This window comes from Vibrio sp. AIC-3 (assembly GCF_013114515.1).
Classification (GTDB): Bacteria; Pseudomonadota; Gammaproteobacteria; order Enterobacterales; family Vibrionaceae; genus Vibrio; species Vibrio crassostreae_C.
Window position 1 is genome coordinate 1 of the sequence record NZ_VTXG01000034.1, and the last position, 18,790, is coordinate 18,790.

Sequence of the window (18,790 nt, forward strand, 5' to 3'; positions counted from 1 at the left end):
TGGGTACGAGTCACTGAAAGTATATTCGGAACCGCCGTATGCGACCCACGCTTGTACGGTGGTGTGAGAGGACGGAGGCTGCGAGGCCTCCTCCTACTCGATTTTCCTCTTTACCGTGTTTTCTTGTCTCTTTTAAGCATGTGAAGTGCGATAAAAATGTTAATAACCGTAGAGACAACACCGCCTTAAATTTGGCGATAAGCCAAGGATTTGACATTACTTAAGCTTATGGTTTGCTTAAAATTATATTCCAATATTAAATTGTGAAATCGCTCGAATTTAATACTAATATTGGGTAGTATGCGCGAGATTTCCCACCACTCGTGAAACTTTGACATGAAACTAACACTAAAGCAGAAGTTGATAGGCGCTAGCCTATCTGCTGTTGTCGTTATGGCTACAGCGTTGACTTGGTTGTCAGCAAACCAATTATTTGAACAGACTCGTAATGGCGTATACCTACGAGCTGAAAGCGTATCTGAAGCAGCATCTGAAGGTATTAAAAACTGGATTGATATCCGTACTGATATCGCATCAGCATTTAATGACTTTTCACGAGAGGATGATGTTGTTCCTTTCCTTAGACAAGCTCGTGTAGCGGGTGGCTTTGACGATATCTTTTTAGGTACTCCAGAAGGTGGAATGTACCGTTCACATCCTGAACGTAATCGTGCAGATTACGATCCTCGTCAACGTCCTTGGTACCAAGAAGCAAACGCTGCAGGTAAGCAAATCATTACTACGGCTTACCAAGATGCAATCACCAAAGCACTTCTAGTAACGATCGCAGAACCTGTTCGCCAAAACGGCCAACTTGTTGGTGTTGTTGGTGCAGACGTACTGATCGACCAGTTGGTTAACGATGTAATCAGCCTTGATGTTGGTGACAACGCTTACGCAATGCTAATTGATGCCTCTGACGGCACATTCCTAGCACACCCAGATTCAGCACTAAGCTTGAAGCCGGTAAGCCAACTTTCAAACGATATCTCTATGCCTATCATCGAAAACGCAGTGCGTACGGGTAGCATCGAGATCATCAAAGAGCGCGGCGCAGACAAGCTGCTTTACTTCACGAAGGTGCCTAACACTAACTGGATCTTCGCGGTTCAGATGGACAAAGCAACAGAAGAAGCGAACCACTCAACGCTACTTACTCAGCTGATCATCACTGCTGTCATTATTACGCTCATCGTAATCGTACTTGTGTCTTGGTTAGTAAGCTTCCTATTCCGCGACCTAAACCGCGTTTCAGCAGCACTTGAAGAAATTGCTTCAGGTGAGGGCGATCTTACTCAACGCCTTGAGCCTAAGAGCGACGACGAAATTGGTCAGCTTGCAGCAAACTTCAACCGTTTTGTGGGCAACATGCACACCATGGTGATCAAGCTAAGCGAAGTATCTGCTGCGCTGGGCAACCAAGCGCGTCAAACGGCTTCTCAAGCTGAAGAACGTAGTGCTCGTATCCAAATGCAACAAGACGAGATCAACATGGTAGCAACAGCCGTTAACGAAATGGCTGCAGCAACACAAGAGATCGCAGGTAACGCAGACCATACTGCACAGAACTCATCTGAAGCGGTTGGCGCGTGTGAGCACGGTACTGGTCAAGTGACACAGACTCAAAGCTCTATCCAAAACCTGGCTCAAGAAGTTCAAATCGCAACCAACGTGATTCTAGAACTTGAAGAGCACGGCAACAGCATCAACGCTATCTTGTCTAACATTCAAGGTATTGCAGAACAAACAAACCTACTTGCACTTAACGCCGCTATTGAAGCAGCACGTGCCGGTGAGCAAGGTCGTGGTTTCGCAGTAGTAGCGGATGAAGTTCGAGTTCTGAGCCAACGTACACACGGTTCAACGCAAGAAATTCAACAAACGATTGAGTTGCTGCAAGGTACAACAGGCAAAGCGGTTAACATCATGAACGATAGCCGTACTCTTGCTGAAACCAGTGTTGATGACGCGAACTCAGCGGCTGCAAGCCTAACGCAAATCCATGCTGCTGTTGAACGCATCAGCGACATGGCAACACAGATTGCTTCTGCTGCAGAAGAGCAAGCGTCAGTAACGTCTGAGATTACTCGTAACACTGAAGGAATCCGTGACGTATCTAACGAGCTAGCAGACGAAGCACACCAAGCTGCAGAGCAAGCTGCGCAGCTTTCTGAACTGTCTCACGAGCTAGAAAGCGAAATCAGCCGCTTCAAGCTGTAATCGAAGCCAATATAACAAAGCCCCGACTTAGGTTGGGGCTTTGATGTATCTGTACCATCTAGACTAACGAGTTATTTAAACTCAAACTTGCCCTTCATGATTGCCCAGTGGCCCGGGAATGAACATAGGAAAGAGTAGTCGCCACCGGCTGTCATTTTCTCTGTGCTGAAAGTGATTGAGGTTGACTCGCCACCACCGATAACACGAGTGAAGGCGTAAACGCGGCTGTCGTCAGGTTTTACGTAGTTATTGTCGATACCTGCCGACATACCATCGATGCCTACTGCTTGTAGCGACGCAGTGTCTGTTATAACGACGTTGTGACCCATTGATTGGGCTGGCATAGAACCAGTATGGTTTAGCGTCAGCTTCACTTCTTTACAGCTCGCTGGAACGCTTAATGTGTCAGTTGAAAATTTCATTTGATCACTAGCATCAATCGATACTTCACATTCCGAGCTCGCTTGAGCGGTAAAGCTAGCACCTACAAGCGCTATCGTTGTTGCGATTAATCGTAAAGACATACACTGTTCTCCATTATTTTAGGGGGAGGTTATTCCATGAGGTTGATTGATACGTATTATCCTAGAAAGATGATCATAGTAATGTGCTACGACTTGAATTGTGTGCAACTCGTTGCTTTGTAAATGGTAAGTTTTTGTAGGAAAGGGCAAAACTAATCAGCGCATGAACAACCGTTTAGGGGGGAATGGTTGCTCGAGACTAGAATCGCAGACAACAAAAAGCCCGAGCATAAACTCGGGCCTTGAATAGTTTTCTTTATAGCTTAAGGGGAAGCTAGATTGCCTGACGAAGTTGGAAATAACGTCCTTCTTCGTTTAACAGCTTCTCGTGAGAGCCGTTTTCAACAATCTCGCCTTGTTCAATCAGAACGATAGAATCCATCGACTCTAGACCAATCAAACGGTGAGTGATGAAGATAACCGTCTTGCCTTCAAAGTGCTTCTCGAACAGCGTCATGATGCTGTGTTCTGTTTGCTTATCTAAGCCTTCTGTTGGCTCATCGAGAAGCAGGATAGGGGCATCATGAAGAATCGCACGTGCGATGCCAATACGGCGCTTCTCACCACCAGATAGTTGACGACCACCGTCACCTAACCAGCTATCAAGTGCGTTATTCTCAAGCAGCTTTTCTAGACCAACGTCTTTTAGGATATTCGCTAAGTGATCATCGGTCGCTTCTGGTCTTGCAATCAACAAGTTGTCACGCAAAGTACCATTTAGAATGTCGACACGTTGGCTTACTACACTGATTGATTCACGAAGCTGCGATTCGTTCCACTGCGTCAGTTCAATACCCGCGATTGATATGTAGCCCTTTTTAGGATCCCAGTAGCGAGTCAGAAGCTGGATCAGAGTCGATTTACCAGAACCCGTTTGACCAACAATCGCAACCTTGTGCGTGGCAGGGATCGTTAGGTCAACAGCGTTCAGAACACTGCGCTCAGAGTCAGGGTAGTTGAACGTCACGTTTGAGAACGTAATATCCAGTGGCTTGTTGATGTCTAGCTTCTCTTCAGCGAACTGAACTTCAGGCTCCGACAAAATAACTTCGTTCAAGCGACGTGCTGAAGACAGAGTTTGACCTAAATGCTGGAACGCACCTGCAATTGGCATTAATAGCTCGAAGCTTGCCATGGTTGCGAATGCCATTAGCGCGATGAACGGGTCTGGTGCATTACCACCCACACCGTCAGCCGCAAGCCAAAGCATAAGAACCAACGTCAAACCGTTGAACAGCATTAGCGCTGCTGAAGCCATACCGGTTAGGTTAGCATTCACAAACTGATTCGCCATCAGCTTGCGTTGAGTCTCTAGAATGGCATTACGGTAACGCTCTTCAGCACCAAACAGAGTCAGTTCGCTGTAGCCTTCAATCCAATCTAGCGTAGTCACACGAAGATCAGCTTTGTTCTGTGTCAGTTCACCACCGTTACGTTTACCCAATTTGTAGAACAAGATTGGCCAAACCAACAGCATGATCAGAAGGATAGAACCCAAGATCAAACCAAGCGAGCTATCGAACCACATCAAGAACAGAGTCAGGAAGAAGATCCCGAACACACCCACCGTCACAGGGCTTACTAAGCGCAGGTACACGTGATCCATCGCGTCTACATCAGCAACCAAACGGTTCAGTAGGTCAGCATCACGAAGGTTTGAGATACGTCCTGGGATCAGCGGAGCCAGCTTCTTGAAGAAGAAGATACGTAGATCAGTCAGAAGTTTGAATGTCGCATTGTGGCTCACAACACGTTCACCCCAACGACCCGCAGTACGGCTCATTGCCAAACCACGCACACCACCGCCCGGTAGCATGTAGTTAAAGGTTTCACGCGCAATCGTCAGGCCTGCAACCGCAGAAGCTGAAATGAACCAACCCGATAGCGTTAACAAGCCGATAGAAGCCGACAGAGTAGCAAAAGCCAATAGCATGCCTAGCGATAGGCCAAACCAATGCTTTTTATAGAGTTTCAGGTAAGGCAGTAAATCACGCATCTAAATTACCCTTATTATCTTGTTGAGCTAAGTTCGCGTTAAGCATCTCTTCGAATAAACCACCCGCAGTCGAAAGCTGAGAGTAATGACCTTGTTCAACCAGACCACCATCGCGCATAACCAGAATGTTATCGACCGATTGAAGTGGAGCGAGTTGGTGCGTCACAAGCAGGGCAGTGCGGCTTTCGATGTTGCTATTGATGCCTTTCATTACCAACTGTTCGCTACGAGTATCTAGGCTGGCAGTGGGTTCATCGAGCAACCAGAACTGACCGTCTTGGATCATTGCGCGAGCCAGAGCCAAACGCTGAGATTGACCCACAGACAGACCGCCAGAGCGATCAGAAATCATGTAATCCAAGCCGTGCTCATTTACGAATTCGTTAGCAAAAGACTGCTCAAGTGCGTTCTCGACAACTTGGTCAGTGATATCGTGCTTACCTAGAGTGACGTTGTCACGAATTGTGCCGTGCAGTAGCAACGGGTTTTGACCAACCCAGCTAATGGTTTTACGCCAAGAGGCTAAGTCTAGGTCACGCAGTTCAATGCCATTGATTTTCAAGCTTCCTTCATAAGGCATGAAACCAAGAATAGCGTTGATCAAACTTGTTTTACCTGCACCACTTGGGCCAACTAACGCAGTCGATTGGCGAGTGTTAAGCGCGAACGAGATAGGACCAACCAGTTGAACACCTTCAGGGCTCAATACTTTCAGATCTTGAGCTTCAATATTGATGCCTTGAGCCGGGTCTAACTGAGTGTCGCCTGATTTAACTTTAGTGATGTCTGTTTTTAGGAACTCGACAATACTTTCCGCTGCGCCAACCGCTTGTTGTTTTGCATGGTAGAAAGTACCTAAATCACGCAGAGGTTGGTAAAACTCTGGCGCCAAGATAAGGATAAACAAACCTGCGAATAGCGTAATGCCAACGCCGTAGTGGCCGAAGTTAAGCTCGCCGATGTAAGTGAAACCAAAGTAAACCGCCGTCATCGCAATCGAGATAGACGTGAAGAACTCAAGTACTGCAGACGACAAGAAAGCGATCTTCAATACATCCATGGTGCGCGTTCTGAACACCTCAGATGCACCTTTCAATACTTCTGTTTCAGCGTTTGTGCGGTCAAATAGACGGATGGTTGTCATTGACTGCAAACGGTCGTAAAAGTGACCAGAAAGACGTTGCAGTGCTTTGAAGTTTTTACGGTTTGCATCGGCTGCTTTCATACCCACAAGTGCCATGAACATTGGTACCAGTGGAGCAGTAATCAAGAAGATCAGTCCTGCTGCCCAGTTTACTGGGAACACCACAACCAAAATAATGAATGGAATCATTACCGACAAAGACATCTGAGGTAAGTAACGAGAGAAGAAGTCTTGCATGTCTTCGACTTGTTCTAGCAACAGGGTTGCCCACGTACCGGCAGGTTTGCCTTTGATATAAGCAGGGCCCAACTCACGTAACTTATCAAGGATCAGTTGCCTGATGTAGACACGGATCTGTTCACCACAGCGATAACCTGCGATCTCACGTCCCCATGTACAGCCAGCACGGCCAACGACCGATAATGCCAAGCCTGCGAAATGACCAACCAGTTCAGACTTATCGACATTTTCGATGATCAGCTGGTGAAGAATAGAGGCGAGAAGAGCTGCTTGAGCAATTAAAAACACGCTTGAAAGTACGCCAAGGCTAATCGCAATCATAAGCCAGCGTTTCGCTAACTTACTCTGTTGCTTAAGCCACTTGTTCAAGCTGCGTTGTTTTTTCTTATCCATTATGAAGGCTTAATGATAATTATTATTTGTTGAGGGCGGCTAGTATACAAAAGAAAGCCCAGTGGATATACCACTGGGCTCTAGGGATTTACAACAAAATGTGATGACGCCCTGCATCTACTGAGGCGAGAGCACCGATAATCAAATCTGCAATCTCAGATTTACTTATCGTTAAGGCCATCTAGGAAGCGTTCAGCATCCAGTGCAGCCATACAACCTGTACCAGCAGAAGTGATTGCTTGGCGGTAGTTGTGGTCCATTACATCACCTGCAGCGAACACGCCTGGGATGCTGGTTTGTGTCGCGTTACCTTCAAGACCAGACTGAACAATGATGTAATCATCTTTCATGTCGACTTGGCCTTTGAAGATTTCAGTGTTTGGTTGGTGACCGATAGCAATGAATGCGCCCATTACTTCGATATCTTCTGTCTTATCAGACTGAGTATCTTTAATACGAACGCCCGTTACGCCCATGTCGTCGCCCAGAACTTCGTCTAGCGTGCGATCAGTGTGAAGAACAATGTTGCCGTTCTCTACTTTGTCCATTAAACGTTTCACTAGGATCTTTTCAGCGCGGAACGTGTCACGGCGGTGAACTAGGTGAACTTCAGATGCGATGTTAGACAGGTAAAGTGCTTCTTCAACAGCCGTGTTACCACCACCAACTACCGCCACTTTCTGGTTGCGGTAGAAGAAACCATCACACGTTGCACAAGCAGAAACGCCACGGCCTTTAAATGCTTCTTCAGAATCTAAACCTAAGTACTTAGCCGATGCACCCGTAGAGATGATCAATGCATCGCACGTGTACTCGCCTGAATCGCCTTTAAGACGGAAAGGGCGGTTAGATAGGTCGACTTCGTTAATGTGGTCGAACAGGATCTCTGTTTCAAAGCGCTCTGCGTGCTCTTTCATGCGATCCATTAGAGCTGGACCCGTTAAACCTTCAGGATCACCCGGCCAGTTTTCCACTTCTGTCGTGGTTGTAAGCTGACCACCTTGCTGCATACCGGTAACAAGTACTGGGTTTAGGTTTGCACGAGCAGCGTAAACTGCAGCTGTATAGCCAGCAGGGCCAGAACCAAGAATCAATAAATTACAGTGCTTTACGTCGCTCATGAGGACTCCGAAATTGAATTTGTTTTAATTTATAATCGCTTAGGATTGTATGGAAAATATGGAGGCAATAAAAGGTTAAACAAGGGCAGAAGTGTAATTAATCGTTATACGTTAGAACATAACCGAACTAAATGATGGTCTTGTAATCCTGTGTCTTAGATCAATAGCGATAAGTCAAGGAAAGTGCTCTTGCAAACAGCTATGCATACTGCTCACTTTTAGGGCCTTCTTGATCATGGTGTTTCTATAGCAGTATTTACTTTTTTGCGTATACATTGATGAGTAGAAAAACAAGAGAACCTGAATCCTATGTTTTATTTTAAAAAGTTTGCGTTAAAAGACGCTGCAAGAATTCATCAAAATTAGCGTGCAGATAAGCGACCACAAGACGCACTTTTAGTATGAACGGCATGATTACAAACAGGTGTAATGTTGGTTAATACTTGAACTGTTGAGTGTTTCTCAGTTGTTATTTTTTTGTATGTGTTATTATTGATATTTATATATTGCGCGGAATCATTTGAACTCTATGCAGATTCTAATCCTTTTTATCAATGTGTTTATTGTGTGCCTGAATTCGGTTTTTGCTTCTCCGCTGCAGGTCAGCGGGGAACAATCTGTGTTAGCTAATGAAGCTGTAAGATGGTATGAAATGCCTTTGTTATCTGATCCAGTCGATTTTCCCATATTAAAAAAACACATTGAATCCTCTCCAAGGATTGAAACGATATTTGGTGGTGAAGGGGCGTTTGGGTTGAGAGTTGATTTGGCCAACTCCGATATCAAGTCGTCACAACAAATAGTTACACTCCATGCAAACTATTTGGATCAAGGCTGGGGTTACTGGCAATCAACAAATGGTCAAGTAAGGCGAATACTTGATTTTGGCCAATTAAGTAACAAGAGTATCTTGCATCTGCATAGGCAAAGCTTCCCGTTAATATTGAATGCGGAGGAATCTGGAACACTTTGGCTCTACTTGGAAGCAAAGAAATTTCCAAAGGCAGTTAACTTCACTCTTCAACCTGAATATCCATTTTATATTCACGTTTTCCGCAACAATACGCTCACATTAGCTTCTATTACTGTCATGCTAACGTTGGGAGTTTTCGCTCTTTTTTGTTACTTTCAAACTAAACATCCAGTCACACTGGCTTGTGCTGGTTATGTTGGGCTACATGGCCTGGGATGGTTCGCCGCTTCAGGCGCTTGGGGGTACTTATTACCAAGCCAAAGCTGGAACCCAGTTTATTTTGGAATGGTATTGTTTCCGTTTGCGGTTGCTTTTTCTTGCTATTACACAAGATTATTGTTTGGATTTCCGCAGCATTTTATTCGTATTAATCTTACCTTTCAGGCCTTTAGTTGGCTGTGTGTCATTATCGGGTTTATTAATGTCTTTGCCCCGTTTTCGTTGACTTTTGTTATGTCCCATTTAATTGCGGCAATCTGGGTGCCGACAATGATAGTGACTGGCGTATTGATGGTTTATCAACGAAACTTTGTCGCTAAATATTATTTGATCGGTGGTCTTTGTTATGGCACGGCTTTGGTATATTACATTTTTGCGCATTTTGCACCATTGCCGACTCAGAGATCGACAGAAGTCATCGTTGTTGTTGCATTAGCAATAGATTGTACCTGCATTTTATTGTCACTGACTGAATGGTTGCGGATTCAACAACATCAACATCAGAAAACCTATATCCAGTCGAGGGTGGATAGTTTAACGGGGCTTGGAAACCGGCTGGATTTTAATGATGCGAGTAAACAATTAGTACATCATTCCTATTGTATCGTCTTCATCGATTGTGATGGCCTTAAATCGATTAATGATACTTATGGTCATGATGAAGGGGATCGCTTTTTAGGATACACCAGCCGCATGATGCGAGAAAAATTTACAGACCTTGGAATGGTTTATCGAGCTGGTGGCGACGAATTTATCTGGTTGTTGAAAGTGGATAAAGAGAAACAAGTTGAGGCTCTCTATTCTCAGATTGAGCTTAGAGTGACTCAGGTGGAAGAGCAAATTCGCAGTGCTGATTGGCCTCAGTCTGGCCTCAGTTTTGGAAGCGCATCTAGTTTTGAATGTGTCAATTTTTCTGAGTGTTTGAGCTTAGCTGACCAGCGAATGTACCAGCAGAAGCGCTCGAAGAACGGTTTTAAAAATCAGTCCAGTGAAATTGAGTGTTAGCTAAATTCCCTATTTTCTAAGTGAATCGTTTTAAGTCTAGTTAACTTATTTTCGTTTTGACTTTTGGTGTAAATGTCACCAAAGGTGGCTCTTTTAGCAACCAACCTTTCAAGCTTGCTTACCCTCTCATCTGTTTTGTGTAGAACATTCCCAATCTTTATAGTCGCCTATTTTTAACGAATTCTAAGTTAGGACATAAAGGCAGACCATCATATTCCAAATAAACGCATCATTTATAATTGTAGGTTTTATTAGAAAGCACTCTATTTGAGGGCGGCCGAGTTCCCCCCGAACTCGACCTGTTCCAGACGCGCAAGCAAAGGCGTTTGGTTTCTGGTGTACTCATAAATTAACCAATTTCAGTTTGTTGTGTAAATAATCAATAGCTTGGCAATTGATAGGTAGGTCGTATTTCGTTGTGCAAAAGCATAGAAATGAATGATGGCGAGCGTGATGCCTGAACTCAGGCAAGAAGGCTGGCGTATTAAAGGGAAAGGGCTGACACAATATGAAACATAGCTTGCTAGTTTATAATATCGTTAAATTTAAATTTGCAGGGATTTATAACTAGCCAGTGGAGTGTGCTAGTTTTAAGAGTTGGTCATCTTTTATTCTGGTGTTATGCACTGCTTTTGAATTTAAAGTTAGTTTTACTATCTGAATTATTATTTCTGACGGGATAAATGATTGTTTAATGTTGATTTGACAAGATCTTCAAGTATCCTTTATGTAAACAAAACGTTAAATATCGAAAGTAAATTAACAATCATTAAGGAGTCGATGATGTTACATGCTCACGAAAATACCCTACATATTACCCACCTCAGTAACCACGCAGTTGAGGAGTTGTCACCGTCATTCTCTAAGCTTCCAAGCACAGAGCATGCGGATGGTCAGTTTCGATTGAGAAGGTACTCGGTGGTTCAATTCAGTAATGGACAAGTCGTAGAGCTAGACAAACATAACTTTGTTCAGTCTGAAGACATTAATCACTTTCAAGGTGACGTTGTTCGCCAATTCGAACCAATTGAAGCACCAATCTTAAGCAGCGAAGGCATGCAAGAGATGTGTGAGTTGTTCATTGAAACCAATGGGCTTGAAGACGGGCAAGAAATCGAAATCCACCAAATCCGCATCGCTGCCATTTTTGAAGAGACACAGGTTGCGCCAGAAGGTGTTCACCAAGATGGCTTCGACCACATCGCTTTAATTGGTGTTAACCGTCATAACATTGTGGGTGGCGAGATCATGCTGTACCAAGATTCTCATGAAGCACCGTTCTTTAGAAAAGTGCTTGAAGACGGCGAAGTTGCAATGCTTGCAGACAGTAAGCTATGGCACAACGCACAGCCAATTCGCACCATAGACCACGACGAGATGGGTTACATGGATGTGTTTGTTCTAACGGCTAAGGATGCGCGCAATGTCCTTCACTCTTAATGATGTGCGCCAGCAGTTTAGCGCGCTAGGCCAATACCATAACGGTAAGCCGGTGACCTTTTTTGATGGGCCGGGTGGCTCTCAGGTTCCTGAAAATGTTTTAGCATCCATGACGGAATACCTTGGGCACTTTAATTCAAACCTAGGCGGTCATTACTTTTCTAGCCAGAAGACCACAGGTTTAATGCAGCAAGCGAGAGAAGCGGCACAAGCGCTACTCAATGCTGAGTCTTCTGGCAACGTTGTGTTCGGTGCGAACATGACCTCGCTGACCTTCCAACTTAGCCGAGCGATCAGCCGCGATTGGAAAGAGGGCGATGAAGTTATCGTCACTGCGTTAGACCATTACTCGAATGTATCAAGCTGGCAGCAAGCCGCAGACGACAAAGGCGCGATTGTTCGCCAAGTTCGTGTCGACGAGTCGGATTGCAGCCTAGACATGGCGCACTTTGAGTCACTGCTGAATGAGAAAACCAAACTTGTCGCGGTGACGTTTGCTTCGAACACGACGGGCTCGATTGTTGATATGGCGAAAGTTATCGAGCTTGCACATCAGCATGGCGCGCAGGTTTATGTCGATGCCGTACATTACGCACCGCATCACTTGATCGATGTTCAGCAACTGAATTGTGATTTCTTAGCGTGTTCAGCTTATAAGTTCTTCGGCCCGCATGTGGGCATTGCTTATGTTGCACCTCAATGGCTACACACGTTAAAGCCTTACAAGGTAGAGCCTGCAACCAATATCGGCCCAGGCCGTTTTGAAACAGGTACGCAAAGCTTTGAAGGCCTTGCCGGTGTGATTGCAGCAGTAGATTACTTGGCGCAGTTTGGTGAGCCAACCGACTCATTGCGTTCTCGTTTAGAGCAAAGCTACGCGCTTTATAATAAGCATGAGAGCCAACTGAGTGAGTACTTCCTTAAACGCTTGTCTGATCTCGAAGGGGCAAAGCTTTACGGGAAAACAGAGTTTGACTCGAATCTAAGAACGCCAACATTTGCCATCACCTTTGATAATCACTCTCCAGAGTTTATCGCTAAGAAGCTGGGCGAGCATAATATCTGTGTGTGGAATGGACACTTCTACGCGCTAGGTTTGGTGAAGCAGCTGGGTATCGAAGAGCAGGGCGTGGTGCGTATTGGTTGTATGCATTACAACTCGATTGAAGAGATCGACTTGCTGTTCAATGTGCTTGAAGGGATCTTGCGAAGCCATTAGCAAGCAGTCACTAGCACTTAATAGCTAAAGAATTAGAAAAGAGCATACTTCTCTCATGAACATTGAGTAGGAAGTATGCTCTTTTTCGTTTCACAGCGCTTATTACTTATTTACGTAACGCCAGTGATTCGATTAAGACCGCTTTTAATCAAGACAGCTGCTCAACAATAGCTACACCCACTGCGTGTGCGCTGGTTGGGTTCTGACCTGTAATGACTCGCTCATCAACAATCACAAGCTCTTGCCAAGGTTGAACCTTGTTGAAACGCGCTGCGCTGCGAGCAAGAGACTCTTCCAATAGGAATGGAATGTCGTTGATGGTGCCAAAGTCGATCTCTTCTTCACGAGTAAAGCCAGTCACCGATTTAGAGCTCAATAGCTTCTCGCCGTTGCTTAAAACAATCGGAAGCAGTGCTGCTGGGCCGTGACATACTGATGCGATCACACCGCCATCTTCATAGTGCTTAGCTGCAATAGCTGCGAATTGCTCGTCGGTTGCTAAGTCAGAAAGCAAACCGAATCCACCTGGGTAGAAGATAGCATCGTAGCTTTCTGCATTAATTTGGCTTACAGGGATCGTATTGTTAATACGGTTTTGGAAGTCATCATCAGCCAAGATCTCCGCGTTTACTGAATCCCCTTCAATATCTGTCCCATACAACGGACCTTTACCACCCTTGATAGAAGCGATGTCGTACTCAAAACCCGCAGCCAAGATCTCTTTCAGAGCATGAGTCAGTTCAGGCGCGTAAGTCCCGTTCGCTTGGTCTGTATCGCCTAGTGTTGCGTGGTTAGTTACAGGTATTAGTATTTTTTTCATGATTCTTCCCTTTGAGCACGTTTGTTTGGTTTCAGCGTCGTTGTTTAGACATCCGCGTTTCTAAGACAGACATCCGTTTTATTGATAGAGGTGCCGCTGTTTCGTTACCTGTAATACTAATAGTAAACCATTTGAGTGATAATATGCCGAATAGACAAAACATTATTGCTATATAGCAATAATCGAATGAGAATTAGTCGGGTATGAATTCGTAGGGTGTAAACAGGTGAAGTATGGACAGCTTTGAAGGGATTAATGAGTTTGTTGCAGTAGCCGAGTGCCACGGCTTTTCTGCAGCAGCAAAACAACTGGGTTGCAGTACCAGTCATGTCAGTCGCCAAGTTTCAAGATTAGAAGAGAGAGTGGGTGTGGCGTTGCTTGCACGCTCTACACGAATGGTGAGCCTGACTGAATCGGGTCACACCTATTATCAGCAGTGTAGAGATTTGGTCATTGGGCTGCAACAGGCCAATGAACAAGTCACGTCTCAACAAACTCAGTTGAGTGGTACTTTACGTGTTAGTGCGGCGGGCGCATTTGCAGAGAACCATGTTGCCGCGGCGCTGATGGAATTTGCTAAAGATCATCCTGAGCTCACCATAGAAATGAATTTCAATACCAAGATGGTTAACTTCATCGAAGATGGCATCGATTTCGCGATTCGTTATGGTCGATTGGACGATTCAGGATTGGTGGCAAGAAAGCTGGTTGATCGCCCGATGGCAGCGGCAGCAAGCAAAGATTACATTGCTGAGTTTGGTGCTCCAGCGAATCCAGAACAACTCAAGCTGCACAGCTGTATTATCGCCAACAGTGACCAGTGGTTGTTCGAGAACGATGGAAATCCGCTAACCGCAGTCAGAGTTCATGGCCGTTGGAAAAGCAACAATTCAAGCGCTGTACTGAAAGCTTGCGAAGAGGGGCTTGGCATCGTTTATCTTCCTAAAAGCAGTTTCAATGGCAGTCTTAGCAATGGAAAACTCGTCCCTGTGTTAGAAGAGTATTGGGGAGCGGGCACAAGCAGTTGGATTGTTTATCAGAACCGTCGTTTTCTTCCACAGAGAGCACGGTTAGCTATCGACTTCTTAGTCTCATATTTCTCTGATTGGAATGAATAGTTCGTAGGTTTAAAGAATAGTGCGCAGGTTTAAAAGAATAGCGAACAGGATTTGAAGTGGTTGGGAGCGGATTCTTTCATCAGTTCAAGGCCAAAAGTAGAAAAAGATAATGGTTACATTGGTATAGGTTATCTATTTCTGTTTTTTGACGCGAATAATGGGATTGAGATGCTTGTCTACTTTTACTAACTCGTGTTAGCAATTGAGTTGTAGAGAAGGCCGCAACAGTACGATATACTAGATGGCATATTAATGTCCCTAGCGCGTGATAGATTGTGTGGAAGCGTTGGCAGGATGTATTGTTATGCTCCAGTTCGTGAAGTATAGCTATAATGCGGAGTTGGCAATGTCTTCAATAAATTTCGAATCCACGTACGGTGTAATAACTATTCAAGATATGAATGTAGTTAGTGTTGACGCTAATTATGCTCGTATTTATGGATACCAATCACCCGAAGAACTACTTTCCAATATAGATAGCTTTCTGGACCTCATTCCAGAAGAGTTTCACGTTCTCGCCTACCAAAATTACCTTGAAACCGTCAGTGGTCAACGCGACCCGCAGGTGCATACTTACACCAATGTTGATCGCCACGACAGAGAGTTCACCGTGTTCTCTATCGACCATGTGACTGAATGGCAAGGTAGGCCTGCGCTGCAAGTTACGGTCATCGATCTTTCTCCTGCGATTCAGCTGCAAAACGTAGTGCGCGAACAAGATAAAATGTACCACGATATGATCATGCAATCCGGTCAGGGCATCTTGGTTCATCGAGATTTTAAGCCGCTGATGGTTAATCAATCTTGGGTCAACATGCAAGGCGCGGCTTCCATCGAGCAAGTATTAGAGCTGGACTCTATCCTTGAACTGGTACCAAAACGGAATGCCGATGGCATCAGCAAGCACTATCACGCGATCGTATCAGGGGAGTTGTCAGGTACTAGTACCGTGGTTGAAAACATTGGCTTTGACGGCGTTCATCGGTTCTTCAATATTTACGACAATGCGATTACTTGGAAAGGTCAGCCAGCCGTTCAGGTTGTGCTCGAAGATGTGACTCAAAAGGTGATGCTGGAAAAGCAGTTGGTACACCAAGCGAACTTCGATGAAATGACCGACTTACTTAACCGTAGAGCGATTTATGAGTGGTTGAGAGAGCACATGTCCTCTAAAAACTACCTTGTTTGTATGCTGCTAGATATCGATGATTTTAAGTCGATTAATGACACTTACGGTCATATGGTCGGTGATGAGGTCATTTGTGCTTTGGCTAATATTACCAAGCGCAGTGCCGAGAAAGCCGGCGGAGTCGCAGGCCGTTGGGGGGGCGAAGAGTTCATTATATTTATCCCAAACACGTCTCTTGAAACAGCACACGAAGTGTCAGAAGAGATTCGCCAACAGTTCAATCAAGTTGAATTCAGAATCGATGAACAGTTACGATTTAATTCGAGTGTCAGTATCGGAATCAGTGATAGCCAAGCCTGTGAAGACGGTGTCACGATTGATGCACTCGTGAATTTAACCGATCAATCTCTCTATCGCGCGAAAGCCAACGGCAAGAATTGTGTAGACGGAGATGTGGTTGCGCTCTAACGCCTAAAATCGTCATCGAAAGCGAATAGGATCGACAACGAAAAATGCCCTCAAGTCATCACTTGAGGGCATTTTATTTTTTGGCTATTCACTAAGCGCTTCTAACTATAAGAAACGTTTAAGTTCTACAAGTTATGCAGACACTTCCACTTCGTAAGAGCCAAATTTACGGATGTTAATCACGCCCGTATCTAAGATTAGGTATTGGCCTTTAATACCTTGCAGCACACCAGATACTTCAGGGTTCTTGTCAAAGTTGTGCGACACAATCTTCACTGGGTGCTGTTCAACTGGGTAGCTCAATGAAGTGATGTTTTCGCTCAGAATCTCGATAGCATCATCACCAAACTTCGCTCTGATCTCTTGGATTTTATCCTCAACCAACGGCAACAGTTCTTTGGCTTTTTCTACCAATTCCATATCGTCGCCGTCGCCTTTAAGCAGCGTGCGCCAGTTGGTTTTGTCAGCAATGTGCTTTGCTAACTCAACTTCGATCAGGCCAGAAATCTGACGTGTTTTTACCTTCAAGATAGGCAAACCTTGAGTCGCGCCTTGGTCAATCCAACGGGTAGGGATTTGAGTGTGACGAGTGATACCGACTTTTAGGCTTGATGTGTTCGATAGGTAAACGAAGTGATCAACCATGCAGTTCTCTTCACCCCATTGAGGCTCGCGACACGTGCCTTCATCGTAGTGACAAGTCTCTGGCTTCATGATGCACATGTCGCAGCTTGCTAGCTTTTTCATGCACACAAAACAGTGGCCTTGAGAGTAGCTCTTCTTAGTTTTCTTACCACATGAGCAGCAAAAAATATTGCCGGTGTGAGTGAGGTTGATGGTTTTACCAATCAGAGGGTTTAGCTCTACAAACTCTTCGCCTACAGGCAAACGGTAGGTAACCGCGCCATCAAGGGAAGCACTCATCTTTTTGAGTGTTCCTTTTGCTAATAAAGACATGACATTACTCGTTGTATTTTGGTTATTATTTCGTCGACTCGATTGCGCTGTGAGCAGGCAGTACGGTTAACGATGATTATGCGATGAGTATAACAAATAGAGCCTGTTTTTATACGCAATATTACTTGATTCTCGCCGTGAATAATCAACAGCAAATACATGCATTAAAATATAGTATGACATTTTGTTCGGGCGTGATATAACGTTTTTTAGTGATTTATTGGTATTAAGATCACTAATTTATCTAACTTGTTTTTTATCGTGAAATCCCAACTATAGGGATATTAAGCAGGAAGCTTAGACGTGAAGTGGATCCATAAGATTGTTATCTTTCTAGTTATCGCAACGCTTGCCATTGTGCAGTATTACCGTGTGAGCGGAAATCGTGTGATAACGGCAATTACCCCTGATAAATATGAATTTATCGCGACCAGTGATCAAGTTGATAGGGGCGTCAGTACATCCCAATTATCCTACGAAAATGGGCAGTATATTCTCGACTGTGAACTTAAAGAGTCGGAGTATCCTTGGCCTTATTGCGGCCTATCGATTCGTATCAATCCAGACATTACCGAAGGCCTTGATCTCTCCCAGTATCACACCTTTAGAGTGAATATTGATTACCATGCGGAAGCGGACTCTCGTGGCCGTTTGAGAACTTACCTACGCAACTACAATCCTGCTTATTCTGTTCCCGATGACGAGTACACACATAAGTACAACGGGATGGAGTTTTCTCCAGGAGTCGATGGTGGTGTGATTGAAATCCCGATCAAAAATCTGCAAGTGATGACATGGTGGCTGGCTGACAACGACATTGCGTTAGAGCATTCGGCCCCTGAATTTTCGAATGTGAATATGGTTGAGTTTGCTACTGCGTCTGGAGCGAAACTCGGTCACCACAGAATCGTCATCCGCAGTATTGAGTTCGAAGGTTCGTATATCACCGCAGAAAGCTTGTTCATGATCCTACTGTTTGTGTGGGTGGGGACGGGCACCGTATTCTTGCTGTCAGAGTTAAACCGTTCAAGAAAACGCATGGTGATCGCAGAGAAAAGACATCACCACTTAAAGAACGTCAATCGCGCACTGAGAGAACAGAATTTTGAATTTTCAGAGATGGCCCATCGTGATGAGTTAACCGGAATACTAAACCGCCACGCGATTCGTGATTGGTTGAAAATGCAGTCACAACATGTGAAGCAAGGACATGGCAAGCTGGGTATGTTGTATCTCGATATCGACTACTTCAAGAGTGTAAATGACAAGTACGGACATCAAATGGGTGACCATATTTTACGCGAGTTCAGCATGGTGGTGGGCAGTTCGATCAGCGCTACCGACAAGTTGGTGAGATGGGGTGGTGAAGAGTTCATTGTTTTTTGCCCTGAGACCGAAGCCGGAGAGGCGCAGATAAAAGCTGAACGCATTCGATTATTGGTTAGCCAGCACCTTTGGGTTCATGGCGATCCGCTGACATGCAGTATCGGTGTTGCCGAGATGAAGCAAGAGCGAGTGACAGAGACCATTGCTCGCGCTGATGAAGCTTTATATCAAGCAAAGCATTCAGGTCGAAACCAGGTGATCTTGAGTCACTAATCTGAAAATTGTTTTGATGAGTTTATAAGCCACACGTGCATATGTGACGTGTGGCGTTTTTATGGTTCTTCTCCCAAAAGCCAAAACAAAAAAGGTGGCGCGGGGCCACCAAAAGGGAAAGCGTTTCTTGTTTTTATATGCCCGTTCAGTGCTTGCTTACGCTGAACGGGCATTTTTGTCTTGGTTGAACCGGGGGAAGTTCAAC

13 protein-coding genes are annotated in these 18,790 nt (G+C 44.9%); 7 read left to right on the forward strand and 6 right to left on the reverse strand.

Annotation, left to right across the window (positions count from 1 at the left end; genetic code table 11):
- Positions 1-336: 336 nt before the first annotated feature.
- The gene (locus tag F0229_RS18770; RefSeq protein ID WP_171733450.1) at positions 337-2,220 is read left to right on the forward strand and encodes a methyl-accepting chemotaxis protein; all 1,884 of its coding nucleotides are present in this window, start codon (positions 337-339) and stop codon (positions 2,218-2,220) included.
- 71 nt (positions 2,221-2,291) lie between these two features.
- Here the strand turns inward: F0229_RS18770 and azu are convergent, their stop codons facing one another.
- The 4 genes from azu to trxB all read right to left on the reverse strand — a co-directional run bounded on the left by azu (position 2,292) and on the right by trxB (position 7,638).
- The gene (gene azu / locus F0229_RS18775; protein ID WP_017063577.1) at positions 2,292-2,744 is read right to left on the reverse strand and encodes an azurin; all 453 of its coding nucleotides are present in this window, start codon (positions 2,742-2,744) and stop codon (positions 2,292-2,294) included.
- A gap of 274 nt (positions 2,745-3,018) precedes the next feature.
- Positions 3,019-4,740 carry a cysteine/glutathione ABC transporter ATP-binding protein/permease CydC gene (gene cydC, locus F0229_RS18780; protein WP_017072487.1) on the reverse strand — a complete coding sequence of 574 codons (1,722 nt, stop codon included), beginning with the start codon at positions 4,738-4,740 and terminating at the stop codon, positions 3,019-3,021.
- Positions 4,733-6,517 (reverse strand): cysteine/glutathione ABC transporter permease/ATP-binding protein CydD, encoded by a 1,785-nt coding sequence (gene cydD, locus F0229_RS18785; protein WP_171733451.1) that lies wholly within the window; start codon positions 6,515-6,517, stop codon positions 4,733-4,735. Before cydD ends, cydC begins: the two co-directional genes overlap by 8 nt.
- Before the next feature lie 161 nt (positions 6,518-6,678).
- The gene (gene trxB / locus F0229_RS18790; protein WP_012603688.1) at positions 6,679-7,638 is read right to left on the reverse strand and encodes a thioredoxin-disulfide reductase; all 960 of its coding nucleotides are present in this window, start codon (positions 7,636-7,638) and stop codon (positions 6,679-6,681) included.
- A gap of 529 nt (positions 7,639-8,167) precedes the next feature.
- On the opposite strand from trxB, the gene F0229_RS18795 reads away from it, so the two are divergent.
- From F0229_RS18795 to F0229_RS18805, 3 genes are all read left to right on the forward strand, one after another.
- Positions 8,168-9,835, forward strand: a complete 1,668-nt coding sequence (locus tag F0229_RS18795; protein WP_171733452.1) for a GGDEF domain-containing protein — start codon at positions 8,168-8,170, stop codon at positions 9,833-9,835.
- 783 nt (positions 9,836-10,618) lie between these two features.
- Positions 10,619-11,275, forward strand: coding sequence for a 2OG-Fe dioxygenase family protein (locus F0229_RS18800; protein WP_029405418.1), 657 nt, complete (start codon positions 10,619-10,621; stop codon positions 11,273-11,275).
- The gene (locus F0229_RS18805) at positions 11,259-12,494 is read left to right on the forward strand and encodes a cysteine desulfurase-like protein (RefSeq protein WP_171733453.1); all 1,236 of its coding nucleotides are present in this window, start codon (positions 11,259-11,261) and stop codon (positions 12,492-12,494) included. The genes F0229_RS18800 and F0229_RS18805 overlap by 17 nt, the downstream gene beginning before the upstream one ends.
- Before the next feature lie 148 nt (positions 12,495-12,642).
- Here F0229_RS18805 and F0229_RS18810 read toward each other — a convergent pair whose 3' ends face one another.
- Complete coding sequence (locus tag F0229_RS18810) at positions 12,643-13,314, reverse strand: type 1 glutamine amidotransferase domain-containing protein (RefSeq protein WP_171733454.1); 672 nt, start codon at positions 13,312-13,314, stop codon at positions 12,643-12,645.
- A 233-nt stretch (positions 13,315-13,547) separates the two neighbouring features.
- Here F0229_RS18810 and F0229_RS18815 point away from each other — a divergent pair, with 233 nt between their 5' ends.
- Both F0229_RS18815 and F0229_RS18820 read left to right on the forward strand, forming a co-directional pair.
- Complete coding sequence (locus F0229_RS18815; RefSeq protein ID WP_171733455.1) at positions 13,548-14,432, forward strand: LysR family transcriptional regulator; 885 nt, start codon at positions 13,548-13,550, stop codon at positions 14,430-14,432.
- Positions 14,433-14,736: 304 nt separating this feature from the next.
- Positions 14,737-16,029 (forward strand): GGDEF domain-containing protein, encoded by a 1,293-nt coding sequence (locus tag F0229_RS18820; protein ID WP_171733456.1) that lies wholly within the window; start codon positions 14,737-14,739, stop codon positions 16,027-16,029.
- 132 nt (positions 16,030-16,161) lie between these two features.
- Here the strand turns inward: F0229_RS18820 and F0229_RS18825 are convergent, their stop codons facing one another.
- Positions 16,162-16,986: a DUF2797 domain-containing protein gene (locus tag F0229_RS18825; RefSeq protein ID WP_029235797.1), complete on the reverse strand. Its 825-nt coding sequence runs from the start codon at positions 16,984-16,986 to the stop codon at positions 16,162-16,164.
- Between the two features lie 303 nt (positions 16,987-17,289).
- Here F0229_RS18825 and F0229_RS18830 point away from each other — a divergent pair, with 303 nt between their 5' ends.
- Positions 17,290-18,585 (forward strand): GGDEF domain-containing protein, encoded by a 1,296-nt coding sequence (locus tag F0229_RS18830; protein ID WP_017066188.1) that lies wholly within the window; start codon positions 17,290-17,292, stop codon positions 18,583-18,585.
- Positions 18,586-18,790: the final 205 nt, after the last annotated feature.

Excerpts from the sequence above, each read along its gene's own strand:
- F0229_RS18810 (WP_171733454.1), bottom strand. The coding sequence starts at position 13,314 with ATGAAAAAAATACTAATACCTGTAACTAACCACGCAACACTAGGCGAT.
- cydC (WP_017072487.1), bottom strand. The coding sequence starts at position 4,740 with ATGCGTGATTTACTGCCTTACCTGAAACTCTATAAAAAGCATTGGTTT.
- F0229_RS18800 (WP_029405418.1), top strand. The coding sequence starts at position 10,619 with ATGTTACATGCTCACGAAAATACCCTACATATTACCCACCTCAGTAAC.
- F0229_RS18815 (WP_171733455.1), top strand. The coding sequence starts at position 13,548 with ATGGACAGCTTTGAAGGGATTAATGAGTTTGTTGCAGTAGCCGAGTGC.
- F0229_RS18820 (WP_171733456.1), top strand. The coding sequence starts at position 14,737 with ATGCTCCAGTTCGTGAAGTATAGCTATAATGCGGAGTTGGCAATGTCT.
- azu (WP_017063577.1), bottom strand. The coding sequence starts at position 2,744 with ATGTCTTTACGATTAATCGCAACAACGATAGCGCTTGTAGGTGCTAGC.
- F0229_RS18795 (WP_171733452.1), top strand. The coding sequence starts at position 8,168 with ATGCAGATTCTAATCCTTTTTATCAATGTGTTTATTGTGTGCCTGAAT.
- trxB (WP_012603688.1), bottom strand. The coding sequence starts at position 7,638 with ATGAGCGACGTAAAGCACTGTAATTTATTGATTCTTGGTTCTGGCCCT.
- F0229_RS18770 (WP_171733450.1), top strand. The coding sequence starts at position 337 with ATGAAACTAACACTAAAGCAGAAGTTGATAGGCGCTAGCCTATCTGCT.
- F0229_RS18825 (WP_029235797.1), bottom strand. The coding sequence starts at position 16,986 with ATGTCTTTATTAGCAAAAGGAACACTCAAAAAGATGAGTGCTTCCCTT.
- F0229_RS18805 (WP_171733453.1), top strand. The coding sequence starts at position 11,259 with ATGTCCTTCACTCTTAATGATGTGCGCCAGCAGTTTAGCGCGCTAGGC.
- cydD (WP_171733451.1), bottom strand. The coding sequence starts at position 6,517 with ATGGATAAGAAAAAACAACGCAGCTTGAACAAGTGGCTTAAGCAACAG.